19 protein-coding genes and 1 pseudogene are annotated in these 25121 nt (G+C 61.5%); 17 read left to right on the top strand and 3 right to left on the bottom strand.

Features of this window, described 5'->3' with window-relative positions; genetic code table 11:
- From BI292_RS16990 to BI292_RS16975, 4 genes are all read left to right on the top strand, one after another.
- Nucleotides 1–3188, top strand: a 3188-nt coding sequence (locus BI292_RS16990; protein WP_101208547.1) for a DUF2339 domain-containing protein, incomplete at its 5' end; no start/stop codon positions are given.
- The gene (locus BI292_RS16985) at nucleotides 3185–4558 is read left to right on the top strand and encodes a DUF3999 domain-containing protein (protein ID WP_101208546.1); all 1374 of its coding nucleotides are present in this window, start codon (nucleotides 3185–3187) and stop codon (nucleotides 4556–4558) included. The genes BI292_RS16990 and BI292_RS16985, both read left to right, overlap by 4 nt.
- Nucleotides 4559–4833: 275 nt before the next feature.
- Nucleotides 4834–5844: a class 1 fructose-bisphosphatase gene (locus BI292_RS16980; RefSeq protein WP_092274636.1), complete on the top strand. Its 1011-nt coding sequence runs from the start codon at nucleotides 4834–4836 to the stop codon at nucleotides 5842–5844.
- Nucleotides 5845–5847: 3 nt separating this feature from the next.
- Nucleotides 5848–6450, top strand: a complete 603-nt coding sequence (locus tag BI292_RS16975) for a DUF924 family protein (protein ID WP_092274633.1) — start codon at nucleotides 5848–5850, stop codon at nucleotides 6448–6450.
- Nucleotides 6451–6584: 134 nt separating this feature from the next.
- Here BI292_RS16975 and BI292_RS29520 read toward each other — a convergent pair whose 3' ends face one another.
- Together BI292_RS29520 and BI292_RS29515 are read right to left on the bottom strand one after the other, a co-directional pair.
- Nucleotides 6585–7349, bottom strand: a complete 765-nt coding sequence (locus BI292_RS29520) for a methyl-accepting chemotaxis protein (RefSeq protein ID WP_371918738.1) — start codon at nucleotides 7347–7349, stop codon at nucleotides 6585–6587.
- A 93-nt stretch (nucleotides 7350–7442) separates the two neighbouring features.
- Nucleotides 7443–8465, bottom strand: a pseudogene (locus tag BI292_RS29515) (cache domain-containing protein); the annotation flags it as partial.
- Nucleotides 8466–8760: 295 nt separating this feature from the next.
- Between BI292_RS29515 and BI292_RS16965 the strand changes: the two are divergent.
- Both BI292_RS16965 and BI292_RS16960 read left to right on the top strand, forming a co-directional pair.
- Nucleotides 8761–9015, top strand: coding sequence for a hypothetical protein (locus BI292_RS16965; RefSeq protein ID WP_101208544.1), 255 nt, complete (start codon nucleotides 8761–8763; stop codon nucleotides 9013–9015).
- Between the two features lie 31 nt (nucleotides 9016–9046).
- Nucleotides 9047–9616, top strand: a complete 570-nt coding sequence (locus BI292_RS16960) for a lipocalin family protein (RefSeq protein WP_101208543.1) — start codon at nucleotides 9047–9049, stop codon at nucleotides 9614–9616.
- 123 nt (nucleotides 9617–9739) lie between these two features.
- Here BI292_RS16960 and BI292_RS16950 read toward each other — a convergent pair whose 3' ends face one another.
- Nucleotides 9740–11104: a formimidoylglutamate deiminase gene (locus BI292_RS16950; protein ID WP_101208542.1), complete on the bottom strand. Its 1365-nt coding sequence runs from the start codon at nucleotides 11102–11104 to the stop codon at nucleotides 9740–9742.
- Between the two features lie 200 nt (nucleotides 11105–11304).
- Between BI292_RS16950 and hutC the strand changes: the two genes are divergently transcribed.
- The 11 genes from hutC (at nucleotide 11305) to hutG (ending at nucleotide 24981) form a co-directional block, all read left to right on the top strand.
- Entirely contained in the window at nucleotides 11305–11973 is a 669-nt protein-coding gene (gene hutC, locus BI292_RS16945; RefSeq protein ID WP_231987162.1) for a histidine utilization repressor, read from the top strand.
- 10 nt (nucleotides 11974–11983) lie between these two features.
- Nucleotides 11984–12550 carry a HutD family protein gene (locus BI292_RS16940; RefSeq protein ID WP_101208541.1) on the top strand — a complete coding sequence of 189 codons (567 nt, stop codon included), beginning with the start codon at nucleotides 11984–11986 and terminating at the stop codon, nucleotides 12548–12550.
- 489 nt (nucleotides 12551–13039) lie between these two features.
- On the top strand, nucleotides 13040–14740 hold the full coding sequence (gene hutU, locus BI292_RS16930; protein ID WP_101208540.1) for a urocanate hydratase: 1701 nt from the start codon (nucleotides 13040–13042) through the stop codon (nucleotides 14738–14740).
- 142 nt (nucleotides 14741–14882) lie between these two features.
- Nucleotides 14883–16352 carry a cytosine permease gene (locus tag BI292_RS16925; RefSeq protein WP_101208539.1) on the top strand — a complete coding sequence of 490 codons (1470 nt, stop codon included), beginning with the start codon at nucleotides 14883–14885 and terminating at the stop codon, nucleotides 16350–16352.
- A gap of 167 nt (nucleotides 16353–16519) precedes the next feature.
- On the top strand, nucleotides 16520–17488 hold the full coding sequence (locus BI292_RS16920) for an ABC transporter substrate-binding protein (RefSeq protein ID WP_101208538.1): 969 nt from the start codon (nucleotides 16520–16522) through the stop codon (nucleotides 17486–17488).
- A gap of 70 nt (nucleotides 17489–17558) precedes the next feature.
- Nucleotides 17559–18410, top strand: coding sequence for a proline/glycine betaine ABC transporter permease (locus BI292_RS16915; protein WP_092274602.1), 852 nt, complete (start codon nucleotides 17559–17561; stop codon nucleotides 18408–18410).
- Nucleotides 18407–19237: a glycine betaine/L-proline ABC transporter ATP-binding protein gene (locus BI292_RS16910; RefSeq protein WP_092274599.1), complete on the top strand. Its 831-nt coding sequence runs from the start codon at nucleotides 18407–18409 to the stop codon at nucleotides 19235–19237. The genes BI292_RS16915 and BI292_RS16910 overlap by 4 nt, the downstream gene beginning before the upstream one ends.
- A gap of 163 nt (nucleotides 19238–19400) precedes the next feature.
- Complete coding sequence (gene hutH / locus BI292_RS16905; RefSeq protein WP_101208537.1) at nucleotides 19401–20924, top strand: histidine ammonia-lyase; 1524 nt, start codon at nucleotides 19401–19403, stop codon at nucleotides 20922–20924.
- Nucleotides 20925–21066: 142 nt separating this feature from the next.
- Entirely contained in the window at nucleotides 21067–22599 is a 1533-nt protein-coding gene (hutH, locus tag BI292_RS16900; RefSeq protein WP_101208536.1) for a histidine ammonia-lyase, read from the top strand.
- A 362-nt stretch (nucleotides 22600–22961) separates the two neighbouring features.
- The gene (hutI, locus tag BI292_RS16895) at nucleotides 22962–24185 is read left to right on the top strand and encodes an imidazolonepropionase (RefSeq protein WP_101208535.1); all 1224 of its coding nucleotides are present in this window, start codon (nucleotides 22962–22964) and stop codon (nucleotides 24183–24185) included.
- Nucleotides 24178–24981 (top strand): N-formylglutamate deformylase, encoded by an 804-nt coding sequence (gene hutG / locus BI292_RS16890; protein WP_092274587.1) that lies wholly within the window; start codon nucleotides 24178–24180, stop codon nucleotides 24979–24981. Before hutI ends, hutG begins: the two co-directional genes overlap by 8 nt.
- Nucleotides 24982–25121: the final 140 nt, after the last annotated feature.

Raw genomic sequence — 25121 nt, 5'->3', positions numbered from 1 at the left:
CCCCTGAACCACGCCAACCCGCCGCCCCACGCGAGCCGAACATTCTCGACCGCGCGATCAGCGGCGCACGCAATTGGCTGTTTGGCGGCAACACCGTGCTGCGCGTCGGCGTGGTGCTGTTGTTCCTCGGTCTGGCGTTCCTGTTGCGCTACGCCACCGAAGGCATGGTCGTGCCGATCGAAATGCGTTACGCCGGCGTCGCCGCCAGTGCGCTGGGCTTGCTCGGGCTCGGCTGGTGGCTGCGCCATCGCAACAACCATTACGCGCTGATGCTGCAAGGCACCGGGATCGCGGTGTTGTACCTGACGGTGTTTGCGGCGATGCGTTTGCATCCGCTGCTCGACCCGAGCGCCGCGCTGGGACTGCTGGTCGCGGTGACCGTGTTCTCGGCGATTCTGGCGATTACCCAAGACTCGCTGGCATTGGCCTGCGCCGCCGCGCTCGGCGGTTTCGCTGCGCCGATCCTGACCTCGACCGGCGCCGGCAACCACGTCGCGCTGTTCAGCTACTTCGCGCTGCTCAACACCGGCATCCTCGCCATCGCCTGGTTCAAGGCGTGGCGCCTGCTCAACCTGATCGGTTTTGTCGGCACCTTCGGCATCGGTTTCGCCTGGGGCCTGCGGTCTTACACGCCGGAACTGCTGTGGAGCACCGAGCCGTTTCTGATTCTGTTCTTCCTGATGTACTTGGGTATCGGCCTGCTGTTTACCCGTCGCAAGTTGCTGGAAATGCCCGACGAGCCGCAGGACGACAGTCGTCAGGCGCTGCTGCACTGGTCGGCGCGCAAGGGCGATTACGTCGACGGCACGATGCTGTTCGGGCCGCCGCTGGTGGGCTTCGGTTTGCAGTTTGCGTTGGTCCAGCACCTCGAATTTGCAGCGGCGTTCAGTGCGCTGGCGCTGGGCATGATCTACATGGCGCTGGCCCGGGTGTTGATGGGCGGGCGCGCGTTGCTGCTGGCGGAAACCTGCCTGGCGCTCGGGGTGATTTTCACCAGCCTGGCGATCCCGCTGGGCCTCGACGCACGCTGGACTGCAGCCGCGTGGGCGGTGGAAGGTGCGGGGATTTTCTGGCTCGGTTTGCGTCAGCAACGACCGCTCGCGCGGGCCTTCGCGTTGCTCCTGCAACTCGGTTCGGCGCTGGCGTTTCTCAGCGAATTGGGGGTTGGCGAGAGCAGCCTGCTCGACGGTTCATGGCTCGGCGCGCTGATGCTCGGCGTGGCGCTGCTGTTCAGTTTCTACCAACTGCACAAAGCCGCGCCGGAGCAGATTTCGGCGTGGGAGCGCCAAGGCTCGCCGCTGTTGGCGTGCCTCGGGTTGAGCTTCCTGTATTTGCTGGCGCCGCTGTTCTTCTTCACCCAAGGCACGGCGATCATCTGGGCGCTGGCCGGTCTGGTCACGCTGTTCGCCGGCCTGCGCCTGCAATCGCGCACGTTCCTGTTCACCGCGTTTGCTGTGCAATTGCTCGGTGGCGCGTTGTTCCTGCTGCGCTTGCAAGGCGCGAGCAGCGATTCGACGGCGGTGTTCAGCGCCGGTTGGAGCGGCCTGCTCAGCGCTTCGCTGATTGGCTTGGCGCTGATCGCCGGCATGTTGCTCGCGGCGCGCGATGACATGGTTCGCAGCGACGTGCGCCTGTTGCGCGGCTTGTCGGTGGTGTTGCTCGCCGGCCTGGTGCTGATCAACCTTGCGGTGCTGTTCGTGCTGCCGTGGCAAACCGCGAGTGCGGTGTGGGCGGCCAGCGGTTTATTGATTATCTGGCTGAGTCTGTACCTCAAGCAGCGCGTGAGTTTTGTCTTCGGCCTGGTGTTGCAGGTGATTGGCGGCGCGGCGTTCCTGTTTGCCGGGCCTGATCTACTGAGGTTTGAGATGCTGGGTCCGCTGGCCAGTGAAGGTTTGAGGCCGCTGGCGCACAGCGGTTTCTGGACGCCGTTGGTGCTGGGTCTGGCGGCATTGGTCGGCGCGTGGCGCTTGCAAGTCGGCAATCATGCAGCGGCGTTCGATGGCCTGAGTTTGCAGCGCTTGTCCGACGTGTTGCTCGCGTGGGGCGCGGGTTGGTGGGCGTTGGCGTGGATCAGCGAAGTGCTGCGTTTTGCCGCGCCGGAGTTGCAAGCGCCGCTGTTGCTCGCAGTCGCGGCGCTGAGTGTGGCGCTGTGGACGGTGCTGGCGCTGCGGCTCAACTGGTCGTCGCTGGGCTTGCTCTGCACTTTGTTGATGCCGGCGGCGGCACTGGTGCTGGTCGCCGCGTGGCATGCGCGTTATCACCCGGCGGCCAACTTCGGCTGGCTGGCGTGGGCGGCGCTGTTTGCCGTGCATTTCATCTCGCTGCGCCGGTTGGCGCCGATGCTGCCGGCGCGCGCGTTGAGCAGCGCGCATGTGCTCGGCTGCTGGCTGTTGCTTGGCGTGCTGGCGCTGGAGTTGCGTTTCGGTTTGCTGTTGTTGTCCGAGCAATACAACGCCTGGCGCTGGTTGGGTTGGGCGATTCTGCCGAGCCTGTATCTGGTGCTCGCCGCCGCACCGCGCGCCTGGCCGTGGCCGGTGTCGGCGCATGCCCGCGAATACCGCGTGTACGCCGCCGCGCCACTGGCGGTGTTGCTGCTCGGCTGGTTCTGGTTGGCCAACACCTTCAGCGACGGCAGCGCCGAACCGCTGCCGTATGTGCCGCTGATCAACCCGCTGGAATTGGGCCTGCTGTTTGCGCTGTTCGGCGTCTACGTGTGGTCGCGCAGCGCGATTGCGCAATCGGCGATTCGCCAGGACCGCGCCGACAACGCCACGCAACTGATCGCCGGGGTTTCGCTGTTCGCCTTCTTCACCGCGCTGGTCAATCGCACCGCGCACCATTGGGGCGGCGTGCCGTTTGAACTCGATACGCTGCTGGCGTCGATGCAGGTGCAGGCCGGTCTGTCGATCGTCTGGACCTTGATGGCGCTGGGCTTGATGATCGGCGGCCATTTGCGCCATCGCCGGGAAGTCTGGCTGATCGGTGCCGCGCTGATCGGCGTGGTGGTGGCCAAACTGTTCTTTGTCGAATTGAGTAACCGTGGCGGGCTCGCGCGGATCGTTTCGTTTATCGGCGTGGGCGTGCTGTTGCTGGTGGTCGGCTATTTCGCGCCGTTGCCGCCCAAGCGTGCCGACGCTGTGCCGGAGGCTGATAAACCGGCCGCTGAACCTGAAGGAGTGTCGTCTTGAGTCAGAAGCTGAACCTGGGTTGGTTGGGCGCCGTTGCGCTGGGCGTGGCGCTGTCGGCCGGGGCGCAGGAAAAACCGGCGGACTTCAGCACGCAAGTGCCGCTGTCGGTGAGCGGCGAAGGCCCGTGGTATCGCCTCGAATTGCCGCTGAGCGTGCAGCTGAATGCGCAGCAAACCGATCTCAGCGACGTGCGCGTGTTCAACGCGGCCGGCGAGCCGCAGGCCTACGCCATGGCCCGGGCGACGGCGCAGTCTGCGCAAGATCGCAACGTGACCGAGGTGAAGTGGTTTCCGCTGTACAACGCGGCGGACGACACCGAGCGCGCGCCGAGCGTGCGCGTGCAATCGAGCGCCAACGGCACGCTGGTCGAAGTGCAACCGTCGAGCCAATTGGAGGCGGGCGAAGAAGTCCTGCGCGGCTGGTTGCTCGATGCCAGCGCGATCAAGGCGCCGTTGCAGCAGTTGATCCTCGACTGGACCAGCGAGCGCGACGGTTTCCAGCGGTTCAGCATCGAGGCCAGCGACGATCTGCAACATTGGCAATCGTGGGGCGAAGGGCAGGTCGCGCGTTTGTCGTTTGCCGAGGAGCGCGTCGAACAACATGAAGTCGGGCTGCCGGGGCAATCGGCGCGTTACCTGCGCTTGCTCTGGAACACCCCGCAATCGGCGCCGACGCTGACTTCGGCGCAACTGGAAAGCGCCAGCACCCGCAGCCTGCCGTTGCCGTTGGTCTGGTCGCAACCGCTGGCCGGGAGCAGCGCGAAGGCCGGTGAATACACCTGGCAATTGCCGATGGGCGTCAACGTCGAGCGCGTGCAAGTTGAATTGAATCAGCCCAACAGTCTGGCGCCAGTGACGTTGGCGGGACGGCGTGAAAGCAGTTTGCCGTGGCAATCGCTGAGCAGCGGTTTGCTCTATCGCCTGACCCAGGGCGGTCAGGACGTGGTGCAAGACGAATTGCAGTTGTCCGGGCAAACCGTGCAGCAATTGAAGCTGACCGTGGATGAGCGCGGCGGTGGTCTGGGCGCCGAGGCACCGAGCGTGAAATTTGCCGTGCGCTCGACGCAAGTGGTGTTTCTCGCGCGCGGTGCCGGGCCGTACACGCTGGCGCTGGGCAATGCCACGGTGAAAGCGGCGAACCTGCCGTTGTCGACGCTGATTCCGGATTACAGCGCGGCGAAGTTTACGACGCTGGGCAAGGCTGCGATCGACGGCGGGGCCGTGGTCACGCAAGCACCACCGGCGGTCGCCGCAGCGACGGCGGACACCAACTGGAAGAAATTCGGGTTGTGGGCGGTGTTGCTCCTGAGCGTGCTGTTTCTGGCGGTGATGGCGTTCAGTCTGCTGCGCAAACCGCCGGCCAAACCCTGAGAATGGCCGGCGCTGCGCGCCATTCGCGGGCAAGCCTCGCTCCTACAAGTTCGCGTCGTGCCAATGTCCGCGAACCACACAAAACTGTAGGAGCGAGGCTTGCCCGCGAAGGCGGCTTGCCTGCCACCAAAAATCCCGAAACCGCGTCGGTTTCGAACTACGCTCAACCCGACGCATGAACTCTATTCGGCGTATCACGTCTGATAGGAGGAAATGCGCCCCGACTCGCGCTAAACTGCGCGGGTTTTTAGCCCCCCATTCCACCGGAGCCGTCCATGTCCCGCGTTACCCTGAGTCGCTATTTGATTGAGCAGACCCGTAGCAACAACACCCCTGCCGATCTGCGTTTCCTGATCGAAGTGGTGGCGCGCGCTTGCAAGGAAATCAGCCACGCCGTTTCCAAAGGCGCCCTGGGCGGCGTTCTGGGCAGCATGGGCACTGAAAACGTCCAAGGTGAAGTGCAGAAGAAACTCGACGTGATGTCCAACGACATCCTGCTCGAAGCCAACGAATGGGGCGGTCACCTGGCCGGCATGGCGTCCGAAGAAATGGACAATGCCTACCAGATCCCGGGCAAATACCCGAAAGGCGCCTACCTGCTGGTATTCGACCCACTGGACGGCTCGTCGAACATCGACATCAACGCCCCGGTCGGCACGATCTTCTCGGTACTACGTTGCCCGAACGAATACCTGACCCAGAACGAGCCTTTGAACGAAAAGGCCTTCTTGCAGCCAGGCACTCAGCAGGTCGCCGCCGGTTACGCGATCTACGGTCCACAGACCATGCTGGTGCTGACCCTGGGCAATGGCGTCAAAGGTTTTACCCTGGACCGTGAAATGGGCAGCTTCGTGCTGACCCATGAAGATATCCAGATCCCTGAGGCCACCCAGGAATTCGCGATCAACGCCTCCAACCAGCGTCACTGGGAAGCGCCGGTTCAACGCTACGTCAGCGAATTGCTGGCCGGCGATGAAGGCCCGCTGAAGAAGAACTACAACATGCGCTGGGTCGCCGCGATGGTCGCCGATGTGCACCGCATTCTGACCCGTGGTGGCTTGTTCATGTACCCGCGCGACAGCCGCGAGCCATCCAAGCCGGGCAAGCTGCGTTTGATGTATGAAGCCAACCCGATGTCGTTCCTGGTTGAGCAGGCCGGCGGCGCATCCACCGATGGCCACCAGCGCATCCTCGACATTCAGCCAGATGGCCTGCACCAGCGCGTCGCGGTGTACCTCGGCTCGAAAGAAGAAGTCGAACGCGTCACGGCTTACCACAAGGAATAAACCATGACCGAGCCCTGGCAGCCGTTGCTCGAATGGTGGTTCGGTTCAGCCGAAACCCCCGACGATATCGCGGCTGACAAGGGCAAGTTATGGTTCGGCAAGCGCGACAGCCAGGACCTCGAAGCGCAGACGCGTTTCGGGGACTGGGTCGAGCAGGCACTGGCCGGCGGTTTGACCGAATGGGCGCAACGCCCCGAAGGTTGGCTGGCCCTGGTGCTGCTACTCGACCAACTCCCGCGAATGATCTTTCGCGAAAACCCCAAATCGTTTGCTGGTGACCTGCGCGCGCAAGCGCTGGTGGCGCAAGGCATCGCCGCGGATTTCGATCGGCAGTTGCAACCGATTCAGCGCGTGTTCATCTACCTGGTGTTTGAGCATTGCGAGCATCTGGCGGTGCAGAACGAAGCGGTTTCGCGCTTTCTCGATCTGACCGAGCAACAACCCGAAGCACAGCGCGCGGTGTTCGCCGACAACCTCGATTACGCCGAACGGCACCAGAAAATCATCGCCCGGTTTGGCCGCTTCCCGCATCGCAATAAAGTGCTGGGGCGAGCGTCTACGGCTGAAGAGATCGAGTTTCTGTCAAAACCGGGTTCACGGTTTTAGATTTTCCTTGCGCCTCAAGCCGTCATCGCGAGCAAGCTCGCTCTCACATTTGATCTCCGGTGGACTCAGATTCTGTGTCCAGCCAGAGCCCCTGTGGGAACGAGCTTGCTCGCGATGAGGCCTGCAAAAGCGCGTTAGATCCTGAAGCTACCGACCAATTGCTTCAGCCGCGCCGCTTGCTGTTCGAGGTCCGAGCAGGCGCGCAGGGTTGCTTGCAGGTTTTCTACGCCTTCCTGGTTCAGCGTGTTGATTTCGGTGATGTCGACGTTGATCGATTCGACCACCGCGGTCTGTTCTTCGGTCGCGGTCGCCACGGACTGGTTCATCCCGTCGATTTCGCCGATGCGCTGGGTCACGCTGCCCAGGCGTTCGCCGGCCTGGTTGGCGATGCCGACGCTGCTTTCGCTCTGGCGCTGACTGTCGGTCATGGTGCTGACCGCTTCGCGGGCGCCGATTTGCAGTTCTTCGATCATCTTCTGCACTTGCTGCGCCGAGTCCTGCGTGCGGTGGGCGAGGTTGCGCACCTCATCCGCGACCACGGCAAAACCACGGCCGGCCTCACCGGCACGCGCGGCTTCGATAGCGGCGTTGAGCGCGAGCAAATTGGTCTGCTGCGAAATACTGGTGATCACTTCGAGAATCTGCCCGATGTTCACCGTGTTGCTGTTCAGCGTTTCGATGTTGCCGCACGAATCGCTGATCTTTGCCGACAGCTGCTGCATCGCCGCGATGGTTTTATCCACCACTTGCTGACCGTCTTCGGCCAGCGCGCGGGCGTCGCTGGAATGTTGCGAGGCGAGGGCGGCGTTCTGCGCGATTTCCTGGGCGGCGGCGCCCAATTCGTTGATCGCCGCAGCGACGCTGCTGGTGCGCGAGGCTTGCTGGTCGGAGTTGAACATCGACGAGTTCGAAGCCGCGACCACGCGCAACGCCACTTCGTTGACCTGGCCAGTCGCCGAAGCCACTTCGCGGATCGAGGTGTGAATGCGTTCGACAAAACGGTTGAACGAGGTGCCCAGCGCACCGAATTCGTCGTGGCCGTGGATGGTCAGGCGTTTGGTCAGGTCGCCTTCACCTTCGGCGATGTCATGCATGGCGCGGCCCATGGTCAGCAGCGGCTGCATCAGGAAGCTGATCAACATGCCGAGCAACGCGATGATGATCACCACGGCAATGACCATGGCGATGATCGCCGAGGTGCGGAATTCGCTGAGCATCGCAAACGCGGTGTCTTTGTCGAGCACCAGCGCCACGTACCAGTCGGCCGACGGCACGCCGTTGACGTGGGTGAACGAGACGAATTGGGTCTTGCCGTCGAACTCGACTTCTTTCAGGCCCGGGCTGACCTGCGGCGCGCCGTTCGGGTAGGCCTCGGCGAGGGTCTTGAGCACGAGTTTGCTGTCCGGGTGAATCAGGATCTTGCCGTCGGCGCTGACGATAAAGGCGTGGCCATGGCCACCAAAGTTGAGCGAGTTGATGATCGCGCTGACACTCGACAAATCAATGTCGGCGCCGGCGACGCCGATCATCTGGTTCTGATTCTGCACCGGCGTGGCCACGGTGATCACCAGTTTGCCCGACGACGCAGCGATGTACGGTTCGGTGACGATGGTTTGCCCGGCGCTGTTGGCCGCTTTGTACCAGCCACGCGCGCGCGGGTCGTAATCGGCGGTGCGGTTGCCGGCCGGGATCGAGAACATCACGCCATCGGTGCCGCCGAAGTAGCTCAACTGGAAATTGCTGGTGTAGGCCGGCAAGTCGATCGCCCGTTTCAGGCTGGCCGGGGCGCTGCCGTCGACGCTGATCTGCTGCGACAGCGATTGCAGCAACTGAATGCGGCTTTCCAGCCAGGTCTGGATGTTGCTGGTGGTCAGGCTGCCGAGTTCCTGCATCGAGGATTCGGTACTGCTGCGCAAAGTCTGGCGCTGGCGGTAGTCGTTGAACAGGATGAAACAAGCGAATGCAACGGCCACCACGAGGGCAGCAGCCAACAGGATTTTGTGGCTGAACTTCATGTTTCTGGTCATTTAATGAGCTACCGCGGAGGGGGCTGGTCAACAAGGGGCGTCAATTTGCCACAGTGATGGGCTTTGCGCTGCTCTTATTTCGACTGGTCCGCGCCAAAGATTAGGCGGTTTTTGGCGAAAACCGACGAAATACCGGACGGCCCGACAAAGTTCCTGATTTATCGGCAAAAGCCAGACGGGCGGCTGAATAAATAGGCGGGCGCTCGGGGAACCAGACAGGGGTTTTCTCTTCTAAGCTCAAGCTTGGCAGCCATGCCAATTCTCGTTCCCCAGGAGTTTCACCATGTCGCTGCGATCTTTCGCCTTGCTCTCGTTCTGCGTCTTGTTGGTCGCGTGCAGCAAGGTCAATCAGGAGAACTACGCCAAGTTGTCGGCCGGCATGCCCAAAGCCGAGGTTGAAACCTTGTTGGGCAAACCTACCGATTGCTCGGGCGCGCTCGGCATGTCGAGTTGCACTTGGGGCGACAAAAACAGCTTTATCAGCGTGCAGTACGCCGGTGACAAAGTGCTGATGTTTTCTGGCCAAGGCCTGAAGTAAACCGGGGCCACGCGCCCACGGGAGAAAAACAATGAAGCGGTTATTTTTAGTTCTTTTCGCTGGCCTGGTATTGGCTGGCTGCGCCTCTTCTGGCGTAGATCCGTTGGCACCGAAAACCGTCAACAGCGTCAACCTCAAGAAGTACCAAGGGACCTGGTACGAGTTGGCGAGACTGCCGATGTATTTCCAGCGCAATTGCGCGCAATCCGAAGCCCGTTACACGCTCAAGCCTGACGGCAACGTGGCGGTGCTCAATCGCTGCCTGACGCCGGACTGGCAATGGGAAGAGGCCCGAGGCACGGCTTATCCACAGGTGCAGGGCAAGACCGACAAGTTGTGGGTCGAGTTCGACAACTGGTTTTCACGGCTGATTCCGGGCGTGGCGAAGGGCGAATACTGGGTGCTGTACGTCAGCGACGACTACAAAACTGCCATCGTCGGCGACCCGAGCCGCAAGTATCTGTGGCTGCTGTCGCGAACGCCGAAGGTCAATGGTGTGGTCCGTGAAGAACTGCTGAGCAAGGCACGTCAGCAGGGTTACGACACCACGCGCCTGATCTGGCGCGCGACGGATACGCAGATGGCCAAGACCTCGAACTAGCGGCGCAGCGCGGATTAAAACTGTGGGAGTGAGCCTGCTCGCGATTGCGGTCTGTCAGTCAACATCTCTGTTGGATATGACGGCCTCATCGCGAGCAGGCTCACTCCTACAATTCGTTCTGCGTTAACCCAGCAACTCGCGCAGCACTTGGGTGAACGCCCGGTTACTTTCTTCTTCCCCCGCATGCCGGCCATCGCGCACCACCCATTGGCCGTTGACCAGCACATCGCGCACTTGGCGATCGCCGCCAGCAAACAACCAACGGTTCAAAATCCCGTCACCGCTCGCCGTTGCCAGGTAGGGATCGTTGCCGTCCAGCACCAGCCAATCCGCACGTTTGCCGACTTGCAGCGCGCCAATCGGCTGACCCAACGCCTGCGCTCCACCGTCCAGCGCCGCATCAAACAAGGTGCGGCCAATCATCGGCTGATCGGCGCCATACAAACGGTTACGTCGCTGATCGCGCAGACGCTGGCCGTATTCCAGCCAGCGCAGTTCTTCGACCACGCTCAATGACACATGACTGTCGGAACCGATGCCCATGCGCCCGCCCTGAGCGAGGAAGTCCACCGCCGGGAAAATCCCGTCGCCAAGGTTGGCTTCGGTGGTCAGGCACAAACCGGCGATGGCCCGACTCTTGGCCATCAGCGTGACTTCTTCTGGGTTGGCGTGGGTCGCGTGGACCAGGCACCAGCGCTGATCGACCTCGGTGTTTTCGTACAGCCATTGCAACGGACGGCGACCGCTCCAGGCGAGGCAGTCATCGACTTCTTTCTGCTGTTCGGCAATGTGAATGTGCACCGGGCAATGGGCGTCGCTGGCAGCCAGAACTTCGCTGATTTGCTCCGGAGTGACCGCGCGCAACGAATGGAAACACAAACCCAGCGACTGCGCCGGTTGCTGCGCCAGCAACGGCTTCAAGCGCGACTGCAGGGTGAGGTAATTTTCGGTGGTATTGATGAAACGGCGCTGGCCATCATTGGGCGTCTGGCCGCCGAAACCGGAGTGGCTGTAGAGCACCGGCAGCAGGGTCAGGCCGATTCCGGCGGAGCTGGCCGCCTGGCTGATACGCAGCGCCAGCTCAACCGGGTCGGCGTAAGGCTGGCCGTTGGTGTCGTGATGCACGTAGTGAAACTCGGCGACCGAGGTGTAACCGGCCTTGAGCATTTCGATGTACAGCTGCCGGGCGATCACGCCGAGTTGATCGGGGCTGATTTTTCCGACGAGGCGATACATCAAGTCGCGCCAGGTCCAGAAACTGTCGTTCGGATTACCCGCCACTTCCGCCAATCCGGCCATCGCCCGTTGGAACGCATGTGAGTGCAAATTGGGCATTCCCGGCAGCAATGGGCCGTTCAGCCGCTCGGCGCCATCTGCGTGGGAATCGGCCTGGACATGGGTCAAAACGCCGTCAGCGTTGACCTCAAGACGTACATTGTTGGCCCATCCACTAGGCAGCAGCGCGCGTTCGGCAAAGAAGGCGGACATGGTTCAGCACCCCATCGTGTGTTATTTGTATATACATATACAGACGTTTGCCTGCTCGGTAAACTCCGGCAAGCTAGCCACCTCTATCGAATGAACAAGGATTAAACGTGCCGACTCCGCCTGCCACATTGCCGCCAAATGCCAATCTGAGCGCCAATCTGGGCGACAGTCCGGCGCCCTTGTACGCCCGCGTCAAACAGATGATCACCCAGCAAATCGACAGTGGAAACTGGCCGCCGCACTACCGCGTGCCATCCGAAAGCGAGCTGGTCAGCCAGCTCGGTTTCAGCCGCATGACGATCAACCGCGCACTGCGCGAGATGACCGCCGACGGCCTGCTGGTGCGCATGCAAGGGGTCGGCACGTTCGTCGCCGAACCGAAGAGCCAGTCGGCGCTGTTTGAAGTGCACAACATTGCCGACGAAATCGCTTCGCGCGGTCATCGCCATACCTGCAAAGTCATCACGCTCGAAGAAGAGGCCGCCGGTTCCGAGCGCGCCCTGGCGCTGGACATGCGCGAAGGGCAGAAGGTCTTTCATTCGCTGATCGTGCATTTCGAAAACGACATTCCGGTGCAAATCGAAGACCGTTTCGTCAACGCGCTGGTGGCTCCGGATTACCTCAAGCAGGACTTCACCCTGCAAACCCCCTACGCCTATTTGAACCAGGTCGCGCCGCTGACCGAAGGCGAGCACGTGGTCGAGGCGATTCTGGCCGAGGCCAGCGAATGCAAATTGCTCCAGATCGAAAAAGGCGAGCCGTGCCTGCTGATCCGCCGCCGCACCTGGTCCGGCCGGCAGCCCGTGACTGCCGCGCGGTTGATCCACCCAGGTTCGCGCCATCGTCTGGAAGGCCGCTTCCACAAGTAGAGAGCCGCACATGAAAGTGAAGGTTTTACGCGCCATCGATTACCCGCGCATGCCCTGGAAAAACGGCGGCGGCAGCACTGAAGAAATTACCCGCGACGCTGGCGCCGGTCTTGACGGTTTTGGCTGGCGGCTGTCGATAGCGGATATTGGTGAGTCGGGCGGCTTTTCGACGTTCGCGGGTTATCAACGCGTGATCACCGTGTTGCAAGGCGAGGGCATGACCCTGCGCGTGGACGGTCACGACACCCGCGCCTTGTTACCGCTGGACCCGTTTGCCTTCAGCGGCGAGAGCCAGGTCGCGTGCACTCTGCTCGGCGGGCCGATCCGCGATTTCAACCTGATCTATGCGCCGCAACGTTACAGCGCGCGGCTGCAATGGCTGGACGGCGAGCAGCGGTTTTTCAGCTCGGCGGCGACGCTGGTGGTGTTCAGCGTCAGCGCTGAGCTTGAGGTCAAGGTCGGCACCAGCGCCTCGCAACTCGGTCGGCATGATTGCCTGCAATTGGATGGCAATAGCGGTTTGCTCGAAGTCTCGACCAGCGGGTCGTGCTGCGTGATCGAGCTGATCGCGCGTTGATCCAGCGGTTTAGAAAGTCTCTGTGGCGAGGGGGCTTGCCCCCGTTGGGCGGCGAAGCCGACCCTGATGTCGCTTCAAATTTTGCGCCTGCTGCGCAGCCGAACGGGGGCAAGCCCCCTCGCCACAAAATGTGGCCACATCCTGTTCCCCGAAGCGCACCACTTTGTTACCTAACGCCCCAGCGTGGCGCAAAACCTCGCTGAAGTAACAGCCGACACTCCCTGCAAAAATCCCCCGCCAAAAATTTCATACTCGCCACAACCCCCAAAACACAAGCCTCCCAGCCCCGTAAAAACTTTTCTCGATCACCCCTCCAGCAAGTTGGCCGCTCGATTGCATATGCTTGTATGTACAAGTAAAGACGTATGCGTATGAGTCGCTTGAGACTCTCCGCAGCGTCCACTGATTCGCTGGTCGCGCCTTGAGGCGCACCCGCTCGCTTGCCCGCTGCCAGGGTTGGTTTGAATTGATCGCTGAGGAGTCTTTTTCGTGACTGACAATACCCAGAAACCTACGCCTACCTTTACCAGACGCCGTGACGTCGAAATCCGTGCCGCACGCGGTAACACGCTGACCGCCAAGAGCTGGCTGACCGAAGCGCCGCTGCGCATGTTGATGAACAACCTCGACCCGGAAGTCGCCGAGAACCCTAAAGAACTGGTGGTTTACGGTGGCATCGGCCGCGCGGCACGCAACTGGGAATGCTACGACAAGATCGTCGAAAGCCTGACCAACCTGAACGACGACGAAACTCTGCTGGTGCAATCCGGCAAACCGGTCGGCGTGTTCAAAACCCACAGCAACGCCCCGCGCGTGCTGATCGCCAACTCCAATCTGGTGCCGCACTGGGCGAGCTGGGAACACTTCAACGAACTCGACGCCAAAGGCCTGGCCATGTACGGCCAGATGACTGCCGGCAGCTGGATCTACATCGGCAGTCAGGGCATCGTCCAAGGCACTTACGAAACCTTCGTCGAAGCCGGTCGCCAACACTACAACGATGACCTTAAAGGTCGTTGGGTCCTGACCGCCGGTCTGGGCGGCATGGGCGGCGCGCAACCACTGGCCGCGACGTTGGCCGGCGCCTGCTCGCTGAACATCGAATGCCAACAGGTCAGCATCGATTTCCGCCTCAACAGCCGTTACGTCGACGAGCAAGCCACTGACCTCGACGACGCCTTGGCGCGCATCGACAAATACACCAAGGAAGGCAAGGCGATTTCCATCGCGCTGCTCGGCAACGCCGCAGAAATTCTTCCGGAACTGGTCAAGCGCGGCGTGCGCCCGGACATGGTCACCGACCAGACCAGCGCCCACGACCCGCTCAACGGTTACCTGCCGGCCGGCTGGACCTGGGACGAGTACCGCGCTCGCGCCAAGACCGAGCCTGCCGCTGTGGTCAAAGCCGCCAAGCAATCGATTGCCGTGCACGTAAAAGCGATGCTCGAATTCCAGAAAATGGGCATTCCGACCTTCGATTACGGCAACAACATCCGTCAGATGGCTCAGGAAGAGGGCGTCGAAAACGCCTTCGATTTCCCAGGCTTTGTCCCGGCTTACATTCGTCCATTGTTCTGCCGTGGCATCGGCCCGTTCCGTTGGGCTGCGCTGTCGGGCGATCCGCAAGACATCTACAAGACCGACGCCAAAGTCAAAGAACTGATCCCGGACGACGCCCACCTGCACAACTGGCTGGACATGGCCCGCGAGCGCATCAGCTTCCAGGGTCTGCCGGCGCGTATCTGCTGGGTTGGCCTGGGCCTGCGCGCCAAGCTGGGGCTGGCGTTCAACGAAATGGTGCGCAGCGGTGAATTGTCGGCGCCGATCGTTATCGGTCGCGACCACTTGGACTCCGGTTCCGTGGCCAGCCCGAACCGTGAAACCGAGTCGATGCAGGATGGTTCCGACGCTGTGTCCGATTGGCCATTGCTCAACGCTCTGCTCAACACCGCGAGCGGCGCGACCTGGGTTTCCTTGCACCACGGCGGCGGCGTCGGCATGGGCTTCTCGCAGCATTCGGGCATGGTGATTGTCTGCGACGGCACTGACGAAGCGGCCGAGCGCATTGCTCGCGTGCTGCACAACGACCCGGCGACCGGGGTGATGCGTCACGCCGATGCGGGTTACCAGATCGCGATCGATTGCGCCAAGGAACAAGGGCTGAATCTGCCGATGATTACCGGCAAATAACACGGGCTGGCTTAGCGCAATACCTGTAGGAGCGAGGCTTGCCCGCGAACCGCGGTGTGTCAGAACAGACGCCTTCGCGGGCAAGCCTCGCTCCTACAGGGGATAGCACCAACGACGAATAACAATCCACAGAGGTTGAATCATGGCTGTCACCACCGATCGTGCAGGCAATAAACCGTTGATCGAGAAGCGCTCGATCGACTACATCCCGGAAGCGGAAAGACACGGTCGTCTGTTGAGCCAATTCACCCTGTGGATGGGCGCCAACCTGCAAATCACCGCGATTGTCACCGGAGCGCTGGCCGTGGTGTTGGGCGGTGATGTGTTCTGGTCGTTGATCGGTCTGCTGATCGGTCAACTGCTGGGCGGCGGGGTGATGGCGTTGCACGCGGCGCAAGGGCCCAAGCTTGGGCTGCCGCAGATGATTTCCAGCCGAGTGCAATTCGGCGTGTATGGCGCGGCCATCCCGATCGTGCTGGTATGCCTGATGTACCTCGGTTTCACCGCGACCGGCACGGTACTTTCCGGGCAGGCGCTGGGGCAGTTGTTCAGTGTCAGCGACAGCGCCGGGATCCTGATTTTCGCCAGTGTCATCGTGCTGGTAACGGTGCTCGGTTATCGGGTGATCCACTTCATTGGCCGGGTCGCCAGCGTCATTGGCGTGATTGCTTTCGTTTACCTGTTCAGTTGCTTGATGAGCCAGACCGATGTCGGCGCGCTCCTGCAGATTCGCCACTTCAGCTGGAGCAGCTTCCTGCTTGCGGTGTCGCTCGCAGCGTCCTGGCAGATCGCTTTCGGGCCTTACGTGGCGGACTACTCACGGTATCTGCCGAGCAAGATTTCTTCGGTCAAAACCTTCTTCGCCGCCGGCGCCGGTTCGGTGATTGGTGCACAAGTGGCGATGATCCTCGGCGTGTTTGCCGCGGCCTCGGCCAACGGCCAGTTCGCCGGTCACGAAGTCGCCTACATCGTCGGTCTGGGCGGCACCGGTGCCACCGCGGCGCTGCTGTATTTCAGCATCGCGTTCGGCAAAGTGACCATTTCCACACTCAACTCCTACGGCAGCTTCATGTGCATCGCGACCATCATCAGTGGCTTTCGTGGTCACCTGCAGGTCTCGCGTTTGCAGCGGCTGGTGTTCGTGTTGGTGATTGTCGGCACGGCGACGCTGATCGCGTTGCTCGGTCAGCACTCGTTCCTCGGTGCGTTCAAGTCGTTCATCCTGTTTCTGCTAGCGTTCTTCACACCGTGGAGCGCGATCAATCTGGTGGACTACTACTGCATCACCCGCGAGCGTTATGACGTGCCGGCGCTGGCCGATCCGAATGGTCGCTACGGGCGCTGGAACCCGCTGGGCATCAGCGTCTATGTTTTCGGTGTGCTGGTGCAATTGCCGTTCATTTCCACCAAGTTCTTCACCGGGCCGCTGGTGGAGGCCATGGGCGGCGTGGACATTTCCTGGATCATCGGTCTGGTGCTGCCCGCAGGCCTGTATTACGTATGTGCGAAAAAATGGCACGGCAGCGTGCCCGACCACTTGATCCTGCCGGTCGAGCAGGACACGGTCACCGAACAAAAGCTGAGTAAGGCGGGTCGTGCAGCTGCGATCTAGACCTTCACGGACGTGGACAGGGCTGGATGCCATTTGACCTGCAGGAGCAAGGCTTGCGCGCGAACCGGTGCACCATGGTGCGTCAGGAAAGACGCCTTCGCGGGCAAGCCTCGCTCCTACAAGGACTGACTGCCGTAAGCCAACTCATGATTAGGAGCGTCACCACAATGAAATCGAACAAGACCCTGCTGACCACATTACTGTCCATGGGCCTGCTCGCCAGTGCCGGCGCCACCCAGGCGGCCGGTTGGTGCGAGTCGGGCAAACCGGTGAAATTCGCCGGCCTGAACTGGGAAAGCGGCATGTTGCTGACCGACGTGATGCAAGTCGTTCTGGAGAAGGGCTACGACTGTAAGGTCGACAGCCTGCCGGGCAATTCGATCACCATGGAAAACGCCCTGAGCAGCAACGATATTCAAGTGTTCGCCGAAGAGTGGGTCGGCCGCAGCGAGGTCTGGAACAAAGCCGAGAAGGCCGGCAAAGTCGTTGGCGTCGGCGCGCCGGTGGTCGGTGCAATTGAAGGCTGGTACGTGCCGCGCTACGTCATCGAAGGCGATGCCAGCCGCAAGCTCGAAGCCAAGGCCCCGGACCTGAAAAACATCGCCGACCTGAGCAAATACGCCAGCGTGTTCAAGGACCAGGAAGAACCGGACAAAGGCCGTTTCTATAACTGCCCGGCCGGTTGGACATGCGAGCTCGACAACAGCGAAATGCTCAAGAGCTACGGCCTCGAAAACACCTACACCAACTTCCGCCCAGGCACCGGCCCGGCGCTGGATGCTGCGGTGTTGTCGAGCTACAAGCGTGGCGAGCCGATCCTGTTCTACTACTGGTCGCCCACCCCGCTGATGGGCCAGGTTGACCTGGTCAAACTCGAAGAAAAACCTGGCGTCGACAAGCGCGTGACCATCAAGGTCGGCCTGTCCAAGACCTTCCACGAGCAAGCCCCGGAACTGGTGGCGGTGCTGGAGAAGGTCAACATGCCTATCGACCTGCTGAACCAGAACCTCGGGCGCATGGCCAAGGAGCGCATCGCTTCGCCGAAACTGGCGAAGATCTTCTTGAAGGAACATCCTGAAGTCTGGCACGCGTGGGTAAGCGAAGACGCAGCCAAGAAAATCGACGCGGCCTTGTAGGTCGAGTTTCGCCGACTGTCGGTAACGGCAGTCGGACGCTTGATCGCAACCCCTTGATTGAGAGCCTCTTATGTTTCCCGAAAGCTTTACTTTTTCCATCGCCGACTGGGTCAACGGTTGGGTCGATTCGCTGGTCACCAACTACGGCGATGTGTTCCGACACATCTCCGACACGCTGTTGTGGGCCATCGTCAATCTGGAAGGCTTGCTGCGTGCCGCGCCGTGGTGGCTGATGCTCGCCATCGTCGCCGGTGTTGCCTGGCACGCGACGCGCAAAATTGTCACGACTGCGGTGATCGTCGGTTTGCTGTTTCTGGTCGGCGCCGTCGGCCTCTGGGACAAGCTGATGCAAACCCTGGCGCTGATGATGGTGGCGACGGTGATTTCGGTGCTGATCGGCATTCCGCTCGGCATCCTCTCGGCGCGCAGCAATCGCCTGCGTTCGGTGCTGATGCCGTTGCTCGACATCATGCAAACCATGCCGAGTTTCGTGTACCTGATCCCGGTGTTGATGCTGTTCGGTCTGGGCAAGGTGCCGGCGATTTTCGCCACGGTGATCTACGCCGCACCGCCGCTGATCCGCCTCACCGACCTGGGCATTCGTCAGGTTGACGGCGAAGTGATGGAAGCGATCAATGCCTTCGGCGCCAACCGCTGGCAGCAACTGTTCGGCGTGCAATTGCCGCTGGCGCTGCCGAGCATCATGGCCGGGATCAACCAGACCACCATGATGGCCCTGTCGATGGTGGTGATCGCCTCGATGATCGGTGCCCGTGGCCTGGGTGAAGATGTTTTGGTGGGGATCCAGACCCTCAACGTCGGACGAGGTCTTGAGGCCGGTCTGGCGATCGTGATTCTGGCAGTGGTCATCGACCGCATTACTCAGGCGTATGGTCGGCCACGGCATGAGGTGAACAAATGAGCAGCGAAGCCATCAGCAAAATCGAAGTCAAAAACGTCTTCAAGATTTTCGGCAACCGTTCCAAGGACGCGCTGGCAATGGTTGGCCAGGGCAAAACCAAGGATCAGGTGCTGGCCGAAACCGGCTGCGTGGTCGGCGTCAATGACTTGTCCCTGAGCATCGGCACCGGCGAGATTTTTGTGATCATGGGCCTGTCGGGTTCCGGCAAATCGACCCTGGTCCGCCACTTCAATCGGCTGATCGACCCGACCAGCGGCGCGATCCTGGTGGACGGCGTGGACATCCTGCAATACGACATGGAAGCCCTGCGCGAATTTCGTCGGCACAAGATCAGCATGGTGTTTCAGAGCTTCGGTTTGCTGCCGCACAAGACCGTGGTGGAGAACGTCGCCTACGGTTTGAAAGTGCGCGGCGAGAGCAAGCAAATGTGCTCGGAACGGGCGCTGCACTGGATCAACACCGTGGGCCTCAAGGGCTACGAAAACAAATACCCGCACCAGCTCTCCGGCGGCATGCGCCAGCGTGTGGGCCTGGCGCGCGCATTGGCGGCGGACACCGACATCATCCTGATGGACGAAGCGTTCAGCGCGCTCGATCCGCTGATCCGCGCCGAGATGCAGGACCAGTTGCTGGAACTGCAAAAAACCCTGCACAAGACCATCGTGTTCATCACTCACGACCTTGATGAAGCAGTGCGCATCGGTAACCGCATCGCGATTCTCAAGGATGGGAAATTGATTCAGGTCGGCACGCCGCGCGAGATCCTGCATTCGCCGGCGGATGAATATGTCGACCGGTTCGTCCAGCGGCGGGCTGCGGTGGTTTGAGGCGAATGATCGGTAAGTTGTGAATCCATTGTGGCGAGGGGGCTTGCCCCCGTTCGAGCGCGCAGCGGTCGCAGATTTTTGGGGGCTGCTCCGCAGCCCAACGGGGGCAAGCCCCCTCGCCACAGGTTTTCATCGATCAACAGAATTTTGTATGAGGCTCCCGATGTCCCACGCGGAAAAAATCGTTATCGCCGACACCCCGCTGCGTTGGCAGGATGTGGTCGCCGTCGCCCGTCATGGCGCGCAGCTTGAGCTGTGCGCCGAGACCTGGGCGCGCATCGATAACGCGCAGGCAATCGTCCAGCAAATCGTCAGCAGCGGCGAGCGCGCGTATGGCGTCAACACCGGCCTTGGCGCCTTGTGCAATGTCTCGCTCAGGGACCAACAACTCAGCCAGCTCTCGCGCAACACCTTGCTCAGCCACGCCTGTGGCGTCGGCGCACCACTGGCCGACGAACAGACCCGGGCGATTGTCTGCGCCGCCATTCGCAATTACAGCCACGGCAAATCCGGGATTCATCGGCGCGTCGTCGAAGCGCTGCTGGCGCTGCTCAATCGCGGCATCACCCCGCAAGTGCCGTCCCAGGGTTCGGTCGGTTACCTGACGCACATGGCGCACGTCAGCATCGCGTTGCTGGGCGTCGGCAACGTCAGCTATCGCGGGCAGATCGTCGCGGCGCAACACGCGTTGGCCGAAGAAGGTCTGGCGCCGGTTCAGCTCGGCGCCAAGGACGGTTTGTGCCTGGTCAACGGCACGCCGTGCATGACCGGCCTGAGCTGCCTGGCGCTGGCCGATGCAACCAATCTGCTGCAATGGGCCGACGTGATCGGGGCGATGAGTTTTGAAGCGCAGCGTGGCCAGATCGCCGCGTTCGATGCCGACATCATCGCGCTCAAAGCGCACCCCGGCATGCAGCAGGTCGGCCGCAATCTGCGCGCGCTGCTCGATGGCAGTGAAGTGATCGCGGCGAGCAAAGGCATCCGTACTCAGGATGCGTTGAGCATTCGCTCGATCCCGCAAGTCCACGGCGCCGCGCGCGATCAATTGCAACACGCGCAAAACCAGATCGAAACCGAGCTCAATTCGGTTACCGATAACCCGATGCTGCTCGGCACGCCGGAGAATTTCCGGGTGATGTCGCAGGCCAATCCGCACGGTCAATCAGTGGCCATGGCCGCCGATTTGCTGGCGATTGCCATGGCCGAAATCGGCTCGATCGCCGAGCGCCGTCTCGACCGTTTGATCAACCCGCACGTCAGCGGTTTGCCGGCGTTTCTGGTGGCCAATCCCGGGGTCAATTCCGGAATGATGATCGTCCAGTACGTCGCCGCTTCGCTGTGTGCGGAAAACCGCCAATTGGCGCAACCGGCGGTGCTCGATAACTACGTCACGTCGGGGTTGCAGGAAGACCACTTGAGCATGGGCACCAACGCGGCGCTGAAACTGCATCGAGCGTTGGAAAACTGCACGCAAATCCTCGCCATCGAATATCTGCTGGCGGCTCAGGCGTTTGAATTTCTCAAGGAACAACGCTTCGGCGCGGGCACCGATACCGCGTGGCGTCTGCTGCGCGAACGCGTCCCGGCTTACGACGAAGACCGCTGGTTGGCGCCGGATATCGCGGCGGCCGCCAGCGTGCTGAAACAGCCGAATTTGCTGCGACAAGCTTTGCCGAATCTGCACTGAGTTTCACTAGCAATTTTTACAAACCAGCGTGCCAAGGCGCGGCTCTCCAAAAGCGAGACGCGACGGACAACGGACATCTCCGGAGCGACTGGTCAGTACTCTTCTTTATAAAAGAAGAAAACCTCACAAAAGGAGAACAAAAGTGACTGAGCTAAATTTGATTCCAGGCCAACTGAGCCTCGCCCAACTGCGTGATATTTATCAGCAGCCGGTCAAGATCAGCCTCGACAGCAGCGCCTCGGCGCAGATCGAAGCCAGCGTGGCGTGCGTGGAACAAATCCTCGCCGAGAGCCGCACCGCGTACGGCATCAACACCGGTTTTGGCCTGCTGGCCTCGACGCGCATTGCCAGCGAAGACCTGGAAAATTTGCAGCGCTCGCTGGTGCTGTCGCACGCCGCCGGTGTCGGCGAGCCGATCAGTGACGCGCTGGTGCGGCTGGTCATGGTGCTCAAGGTCAACAGCCTCAGCCGTGGTTATTCGGGCATTCGCCGAGTGGTCATCGACGCGCTGCTGGCGCTGATCAACGCCGAGGTGTATCCGCACATTCCGCTGAAAGGTTCGGTCGGTGCCTCGGGTGATCTGGCGCCGTTGGCGCACATGTCGCTGGTGCTGCTGGGCGAAGGCAAGGCGCGCTACAAAGGCGAGTGGCTGGAAGCCACCGAAGCGCTGAAAGTCGCCGGTCTGACGCCGCTGACCCTCGCCGCGAAAGAAGGCCTGGCGCTGCTCAACGGCACGCAGGTGTCGACCGCTTATGCGTTGCGCGGCTTGTTTGAAGGCGAGGATCTGTTCGCCGGTGCGCTGGCGTTGGGTGCGCTGACCGTTGAAGCGGTATTGGGCTCGCGCTCGCCGTTCGATGCGCGCATTCACGCCGCGCGCGGGCAGAAGGGCCAGATCGACGCTGCCGCCGCTTACCGGGATTTGTTGGGCGAGCGCAGTGAAGTCTCCGACTCGCATCAGAATTGCGACAAGGTTCAGGACCCGTACTCGCTGCGCTGCCAGCCGCAAGTCATGGGCGCCTGCCTGACCCAGTTCCGTCAGGCGGCCGAAGTATTGGCCGTCGAAGCCAACGCGGTGTCCGATAACCCGCTGGTGTTTGCCGCTGAAGGCGATGTGATTTCCGGCGGTAACTTCCACGCCGAACCAGTGGCAATGGCCGCTGACAACATGGCGTTGGCGATTGCCGAAATCGGTTCGCTGAGCGAGCGCCGGATCTCGCTGATGATGGACAAGCACATGTCGCAGTTGCCGCCATTCCTGGTGGCGAATGGCGGGGTGAATTCCGGTTTCATGATTGCCCAGGTCACGGCCGCCGCACTCGCGAGCGAGAACAAAGCGTTGTCGCATCCGCATTCGGTGGACAGCCTGCCGACCTCGGCGAACCAGGAAGACCACGTGTCGATGGCCCCGGCGGCCGGCAAGCGTTTGTGGGAAATGGCCGAAAACACCCGCGGCGTGCTGGCGGTGGAATGGCTGGCGGCGTGTCAGGGCCTGGACCTGCGCGCGGGTTTGAAAACCTCGGAAAAACTCGAAAAGGCGCGGGCGATTTTGCGTAAAGAAGTGCCGTTCTACGAGAAGGACCGCTTCTTTGCGCCGGACATCAACGCCGCGAGCGAGTTGCTGGCCACGCGCTGCCTGAACGAGCTGGTGTCGGCGAAGTTTTTGCCGAGCCTGTAAGTACTTGAGGGGGATTTTCGGCGTGTTTGAAAACCACCCCTCACCCCAACCCTCTCCCCAGAGGGGAGAGGGGGAAAGGGAGCCGATCTCCATGCTTTTCAAAACTTGAATTCGACTTTCGATTTCAGGTCGCAGTAAGCCGAACAAACAACTCGGTCAGTCCCCTCGCCGCTTTGGGGAAAGGGGGAAAGGGAGCCGATCTTCAAGCTTTTCAAGGCCTGAGTTCGGCTCGATATTCCAGGTCGATGTCGCTCGAAAGAACAACTCGGTCAGTCCCCTCGCCCCTTTGGGGAGAGGGTTAGGGTGAGGGGTCAATCTCCATGACACCCCGTAAAAACCAACAACCAACGGAGACCCCAACAATGAAAACACTCTGGCAACACTGCCACGTCGCGACCATGGCGCAAGGCGTCTACTCGATCATCGAGGATGCGGCCATCGTGACGTCCGGTGCGCACATTGAGTGGATCGGCCCGCGCGCTGAACTGCCGTCCGGCGAATACCCGGCGGTCAACGATTTGCACGGGGCCTGGGTCACGCCGGGCCTGATCGACTGCCACACCCACACGGTGTTCGGCGGTAACCGCAGCGGCGAATTCGAACAACGTCTGCAAGGCGTCAGCTACGCAGAAATCGCTGCGGCCGGTGGCGGCATTGCCAGCACCGTGCGCGCCACCCGCGCGGCGACCGAAGACGAGTTGTTCGCCAGCGCCGCCAAACGTTTGAAAAGCCTGCTGCGCGACGGCGTAACCACGGTCGAGATGAAATCCGGCTACGGCCTCGACCTCGCCAGCGAACGCAAGATCCTGCGCGTTATCCGTCGCCTCGGCGCCGAATTGCCGGTCAGCGTGCGCAGCACCTGCCTGGCCGCCCACGCCTTGCCGCCGGAATACGCCGATCGCACCGACGCCTACATCGAGCACATCTGCGCCGAAATGCTCCCGGCATTGGCCGCCGAAGGATTGGTCGACGCGGTAGATGCGTTCTGCGAATACCTGGCGTTCTCGCCGGCGCAAGTCGAGCGTGTGTTCATCACCGCGCAAGCGCTTGGTTTGCCGGTCAAACTGCACGCCGAACAGCTGTCGTCGCTGCACGGTTCGAGCCTCGCCGCGCGATATCACGCACTGTCCGCCGATCATCTGGAATTCATGGACGAAAGCGATGCGATCGCCATGGCCGAATCCGGCACCGTCGCGGTGTTGCTGCCCGGCGCGTTCTACTTTCTGCGCGAAACCCAATTGCCGCCGATGGACGCGTTGCGCAAACACAAAGTCAAAATCGCTATCGCCAGCGACCTCAATCCCGGCACCTCGCCCGCGTTGTCATTGCGCCTGATGTTGAACATGGCGTGCACCTGTTTCCGCATGACCCCGGAAGAAGCCCTGGCCGGCGCGACGATTCATGCCGCCACCGCACTGGGCATGGCCGACACCCACGGTTCGCTGGAAGTCGGCAAAGTCGCCGATTTTGTCGCGTGGCAGATTGATCGTCCCGCCGACCTTTGTTATTGGCTGGGCGGCGACCTGGAAAAACGCGTCGTGCGTCACGGCGTAGAAACAAATCTTCAGGAGAGCACTCGTGGATAAAGTTCTGCATTTCAAACAAGGTCGCGTGCCGCTGCTGATCAGCATGCCCCACGCCGGCCTGCGCCTGACCCCGGTGGTCGAGGCCGGATTGATCGCCGATGCGCGCAGTCTTCCGGACACCGATTGGCACATTCCGCAGCTTTACCAGTTCGCCACCGAGCTGGGCGCCAGCACCCTGGCCGCCGAATACTCGCGGTTCGTCATTGACCTCAACCGGCCGTCCGACGACAAACCGATGTACGTCGGCGCCACCACGGGCCTGTTTCCGTCGATCCTGTTCGACGGCATTCCTCTGTTTCAAGAGGGCATGGCACCGTCGGCGGCCGAGCGCGCGACTTATCTGGAGCACATCTGGGCGCCATACCACCGCACGTTGCAGGATGAACTGGCGCGCCTCAAAGCCGAGTTCGGCTATGCGCTGTTGTTTGACGCGCACTCGATCCGTTCGGTGATCCCGCATTTGTTCGACGGCAAACTGCCGGACTTCAATCTCGGCACCTTCAATGGTGCGAGTTGCGACCCGCAATTGGCCGCGCAAATGGAAGCCATCTGCGCCAAGTACAGCGATTACAGCCATGTGCTGAACGGGCGTTTCAAGGGCGGCCACATCACCCGGCATTACGGCAACCCGGCCGAGAACATCCACGCGGTGCAACTGGAACTGTGCCAGTGCACCTACATGGAAGAATTCGAACCGTTCCGCTATCGCCCGGACCTGGCCGAGCCGACGCAGGTGGTGCTCAAGCAATTGCTCGAAGCGTTCGTGGCTTGGGGGCAGAAAAAATTCGCCGCATGACGGTGCCGGATCACGACCGTCGGCAGCACCTGCGGGGATGTCGGCGGGGCGAATTGCCGGTCGGGTTTGCGGCTGACAGACTCTGAGGTTGCAAGGGCATGCTCATTGGCGTAATTCGGGTTTATGATGCCGGACGGCAG

Origin of the sequence: Pseudomonas sp. 43NM1, from assembly GCF_002836905.1 — a bacterium.
Taxonomy (GTDB): Bacteria; Pseudomonadota; Gammaproteobacteria; order Pseudomonadales; family Pseudomonadaceae; genus Aquipseudomonas; species Aquipseudomonas prosekii.
The sequence above is the reverse complement of the archived record's forward strand: the minus strand, read 5'-3'. Positions and strand labels throughout refer to the sequence as shown.

What these genes read in the sequence shown, in the direction of transcription:
- BI292_RS16980 (WP_092274636.1), top strand. Translation starts at nt 4,834, where the DNA reads ATGTCCCGCGTTACCCTGAGTCGCTATTTGATTGAGCAGACCCGTAGC.
- BI292_RS16975 (WP_092274633.1), top strand. Translation starts at nt 5,848, where the DNA reads ATGACCGAGCCCTGGCAGCCGTTGCTCGAATGGTGGTTCGGTTCAGCC.
- BI292_RS29520 (WP_371918738.1), bottom strand. Translation starts at nt 7,349, where the DNA reads ATGTTCAACTCCGACCAGCAAGCCTCGCGCACCAGCAGCGTCGCTGCG.
- BI292_RS16965 (WP_101208544.1), top strand. Translation starts at nt 8,761, where the DNA reads ATGTCGCTGCGATCTTTCGCCTTGCTCTCGTTCTGCGTCTTGTTGGTC.
- BI292_RS16960 (WP_101208543.1), top strand. Translation starts at nt 9,047, where the DNA reads ATGAAGCGGTTATTTTTAGTTCTTTTCGCTGGCCTGGTATTGGCTGGC.
- BI292_RS16950 (WP_101208542.1), bottom strand. Translation starts at nt 11,104, where the DNA reads ATGTCCGCCTTCTTTGCCGAACGCGCGCTGCTGCCTAGTGGATGGGCC.
- hutC (WP_231987162.1), top strand. Translation starts at nt 11,305, where the DNA reads ATGATCACCCAGCAAATCGACAGTGGAAACTGGCCGCCGCACTACCGC.
- BI292_RS16940 (WP_101208541.1), top strand. Translation starts at nt 11,984, where the DNA reads ATGAAAGTGAAGGTTTTACGCGCCATCGATTACCCGCGCATGCCCTGG.
- BI292_RS16925 (WP_101208539.1), top strand. Translation starts at nt 14,883, where the DNA reads ATGGCTGTCACCACCGATCGTGCAGGCAATAAACCGTTGATCGAGAAG.
- BI292_RS16920 (WP_101208538.1), top strand. Translation starts at nt 16,520, where the DNA reads ATGAAATCGAACAAGACCCTGCTGACCACATTACTGTCCATGGGCCTG.
- BI292_RS16915 (WP_092274602.1), top strand. Translation starts at nt 17,559, where the DNA reads ATGTTTCCCGAAAGCTTTACTTTTTCCATCGCCGACTGGGTCAACGGT.
- BI292_RS16910 (WP_092274599.1), top strand. Translation starts at nt 18,407, where the DNA reads ATGAGCAGCGAAGCCATCAGCAAAATCGAAGTCAAAAACGTCTTCAAG.
- hutH (WP_101208537.1), top strand. Translation starts at nt 19,401, where the DNA reads ATGTCCCACGCGGAAAAAATCGTTATCGCCGACACCCCGCTGCGTTGG.
- hutI (WP_101208535.1), top strand. Translation starts at nt 22,962, where the DNA reads ATGAAAACACTCTGGCAACACTGCCACGTCGCGACCATGGCGCAAGGC.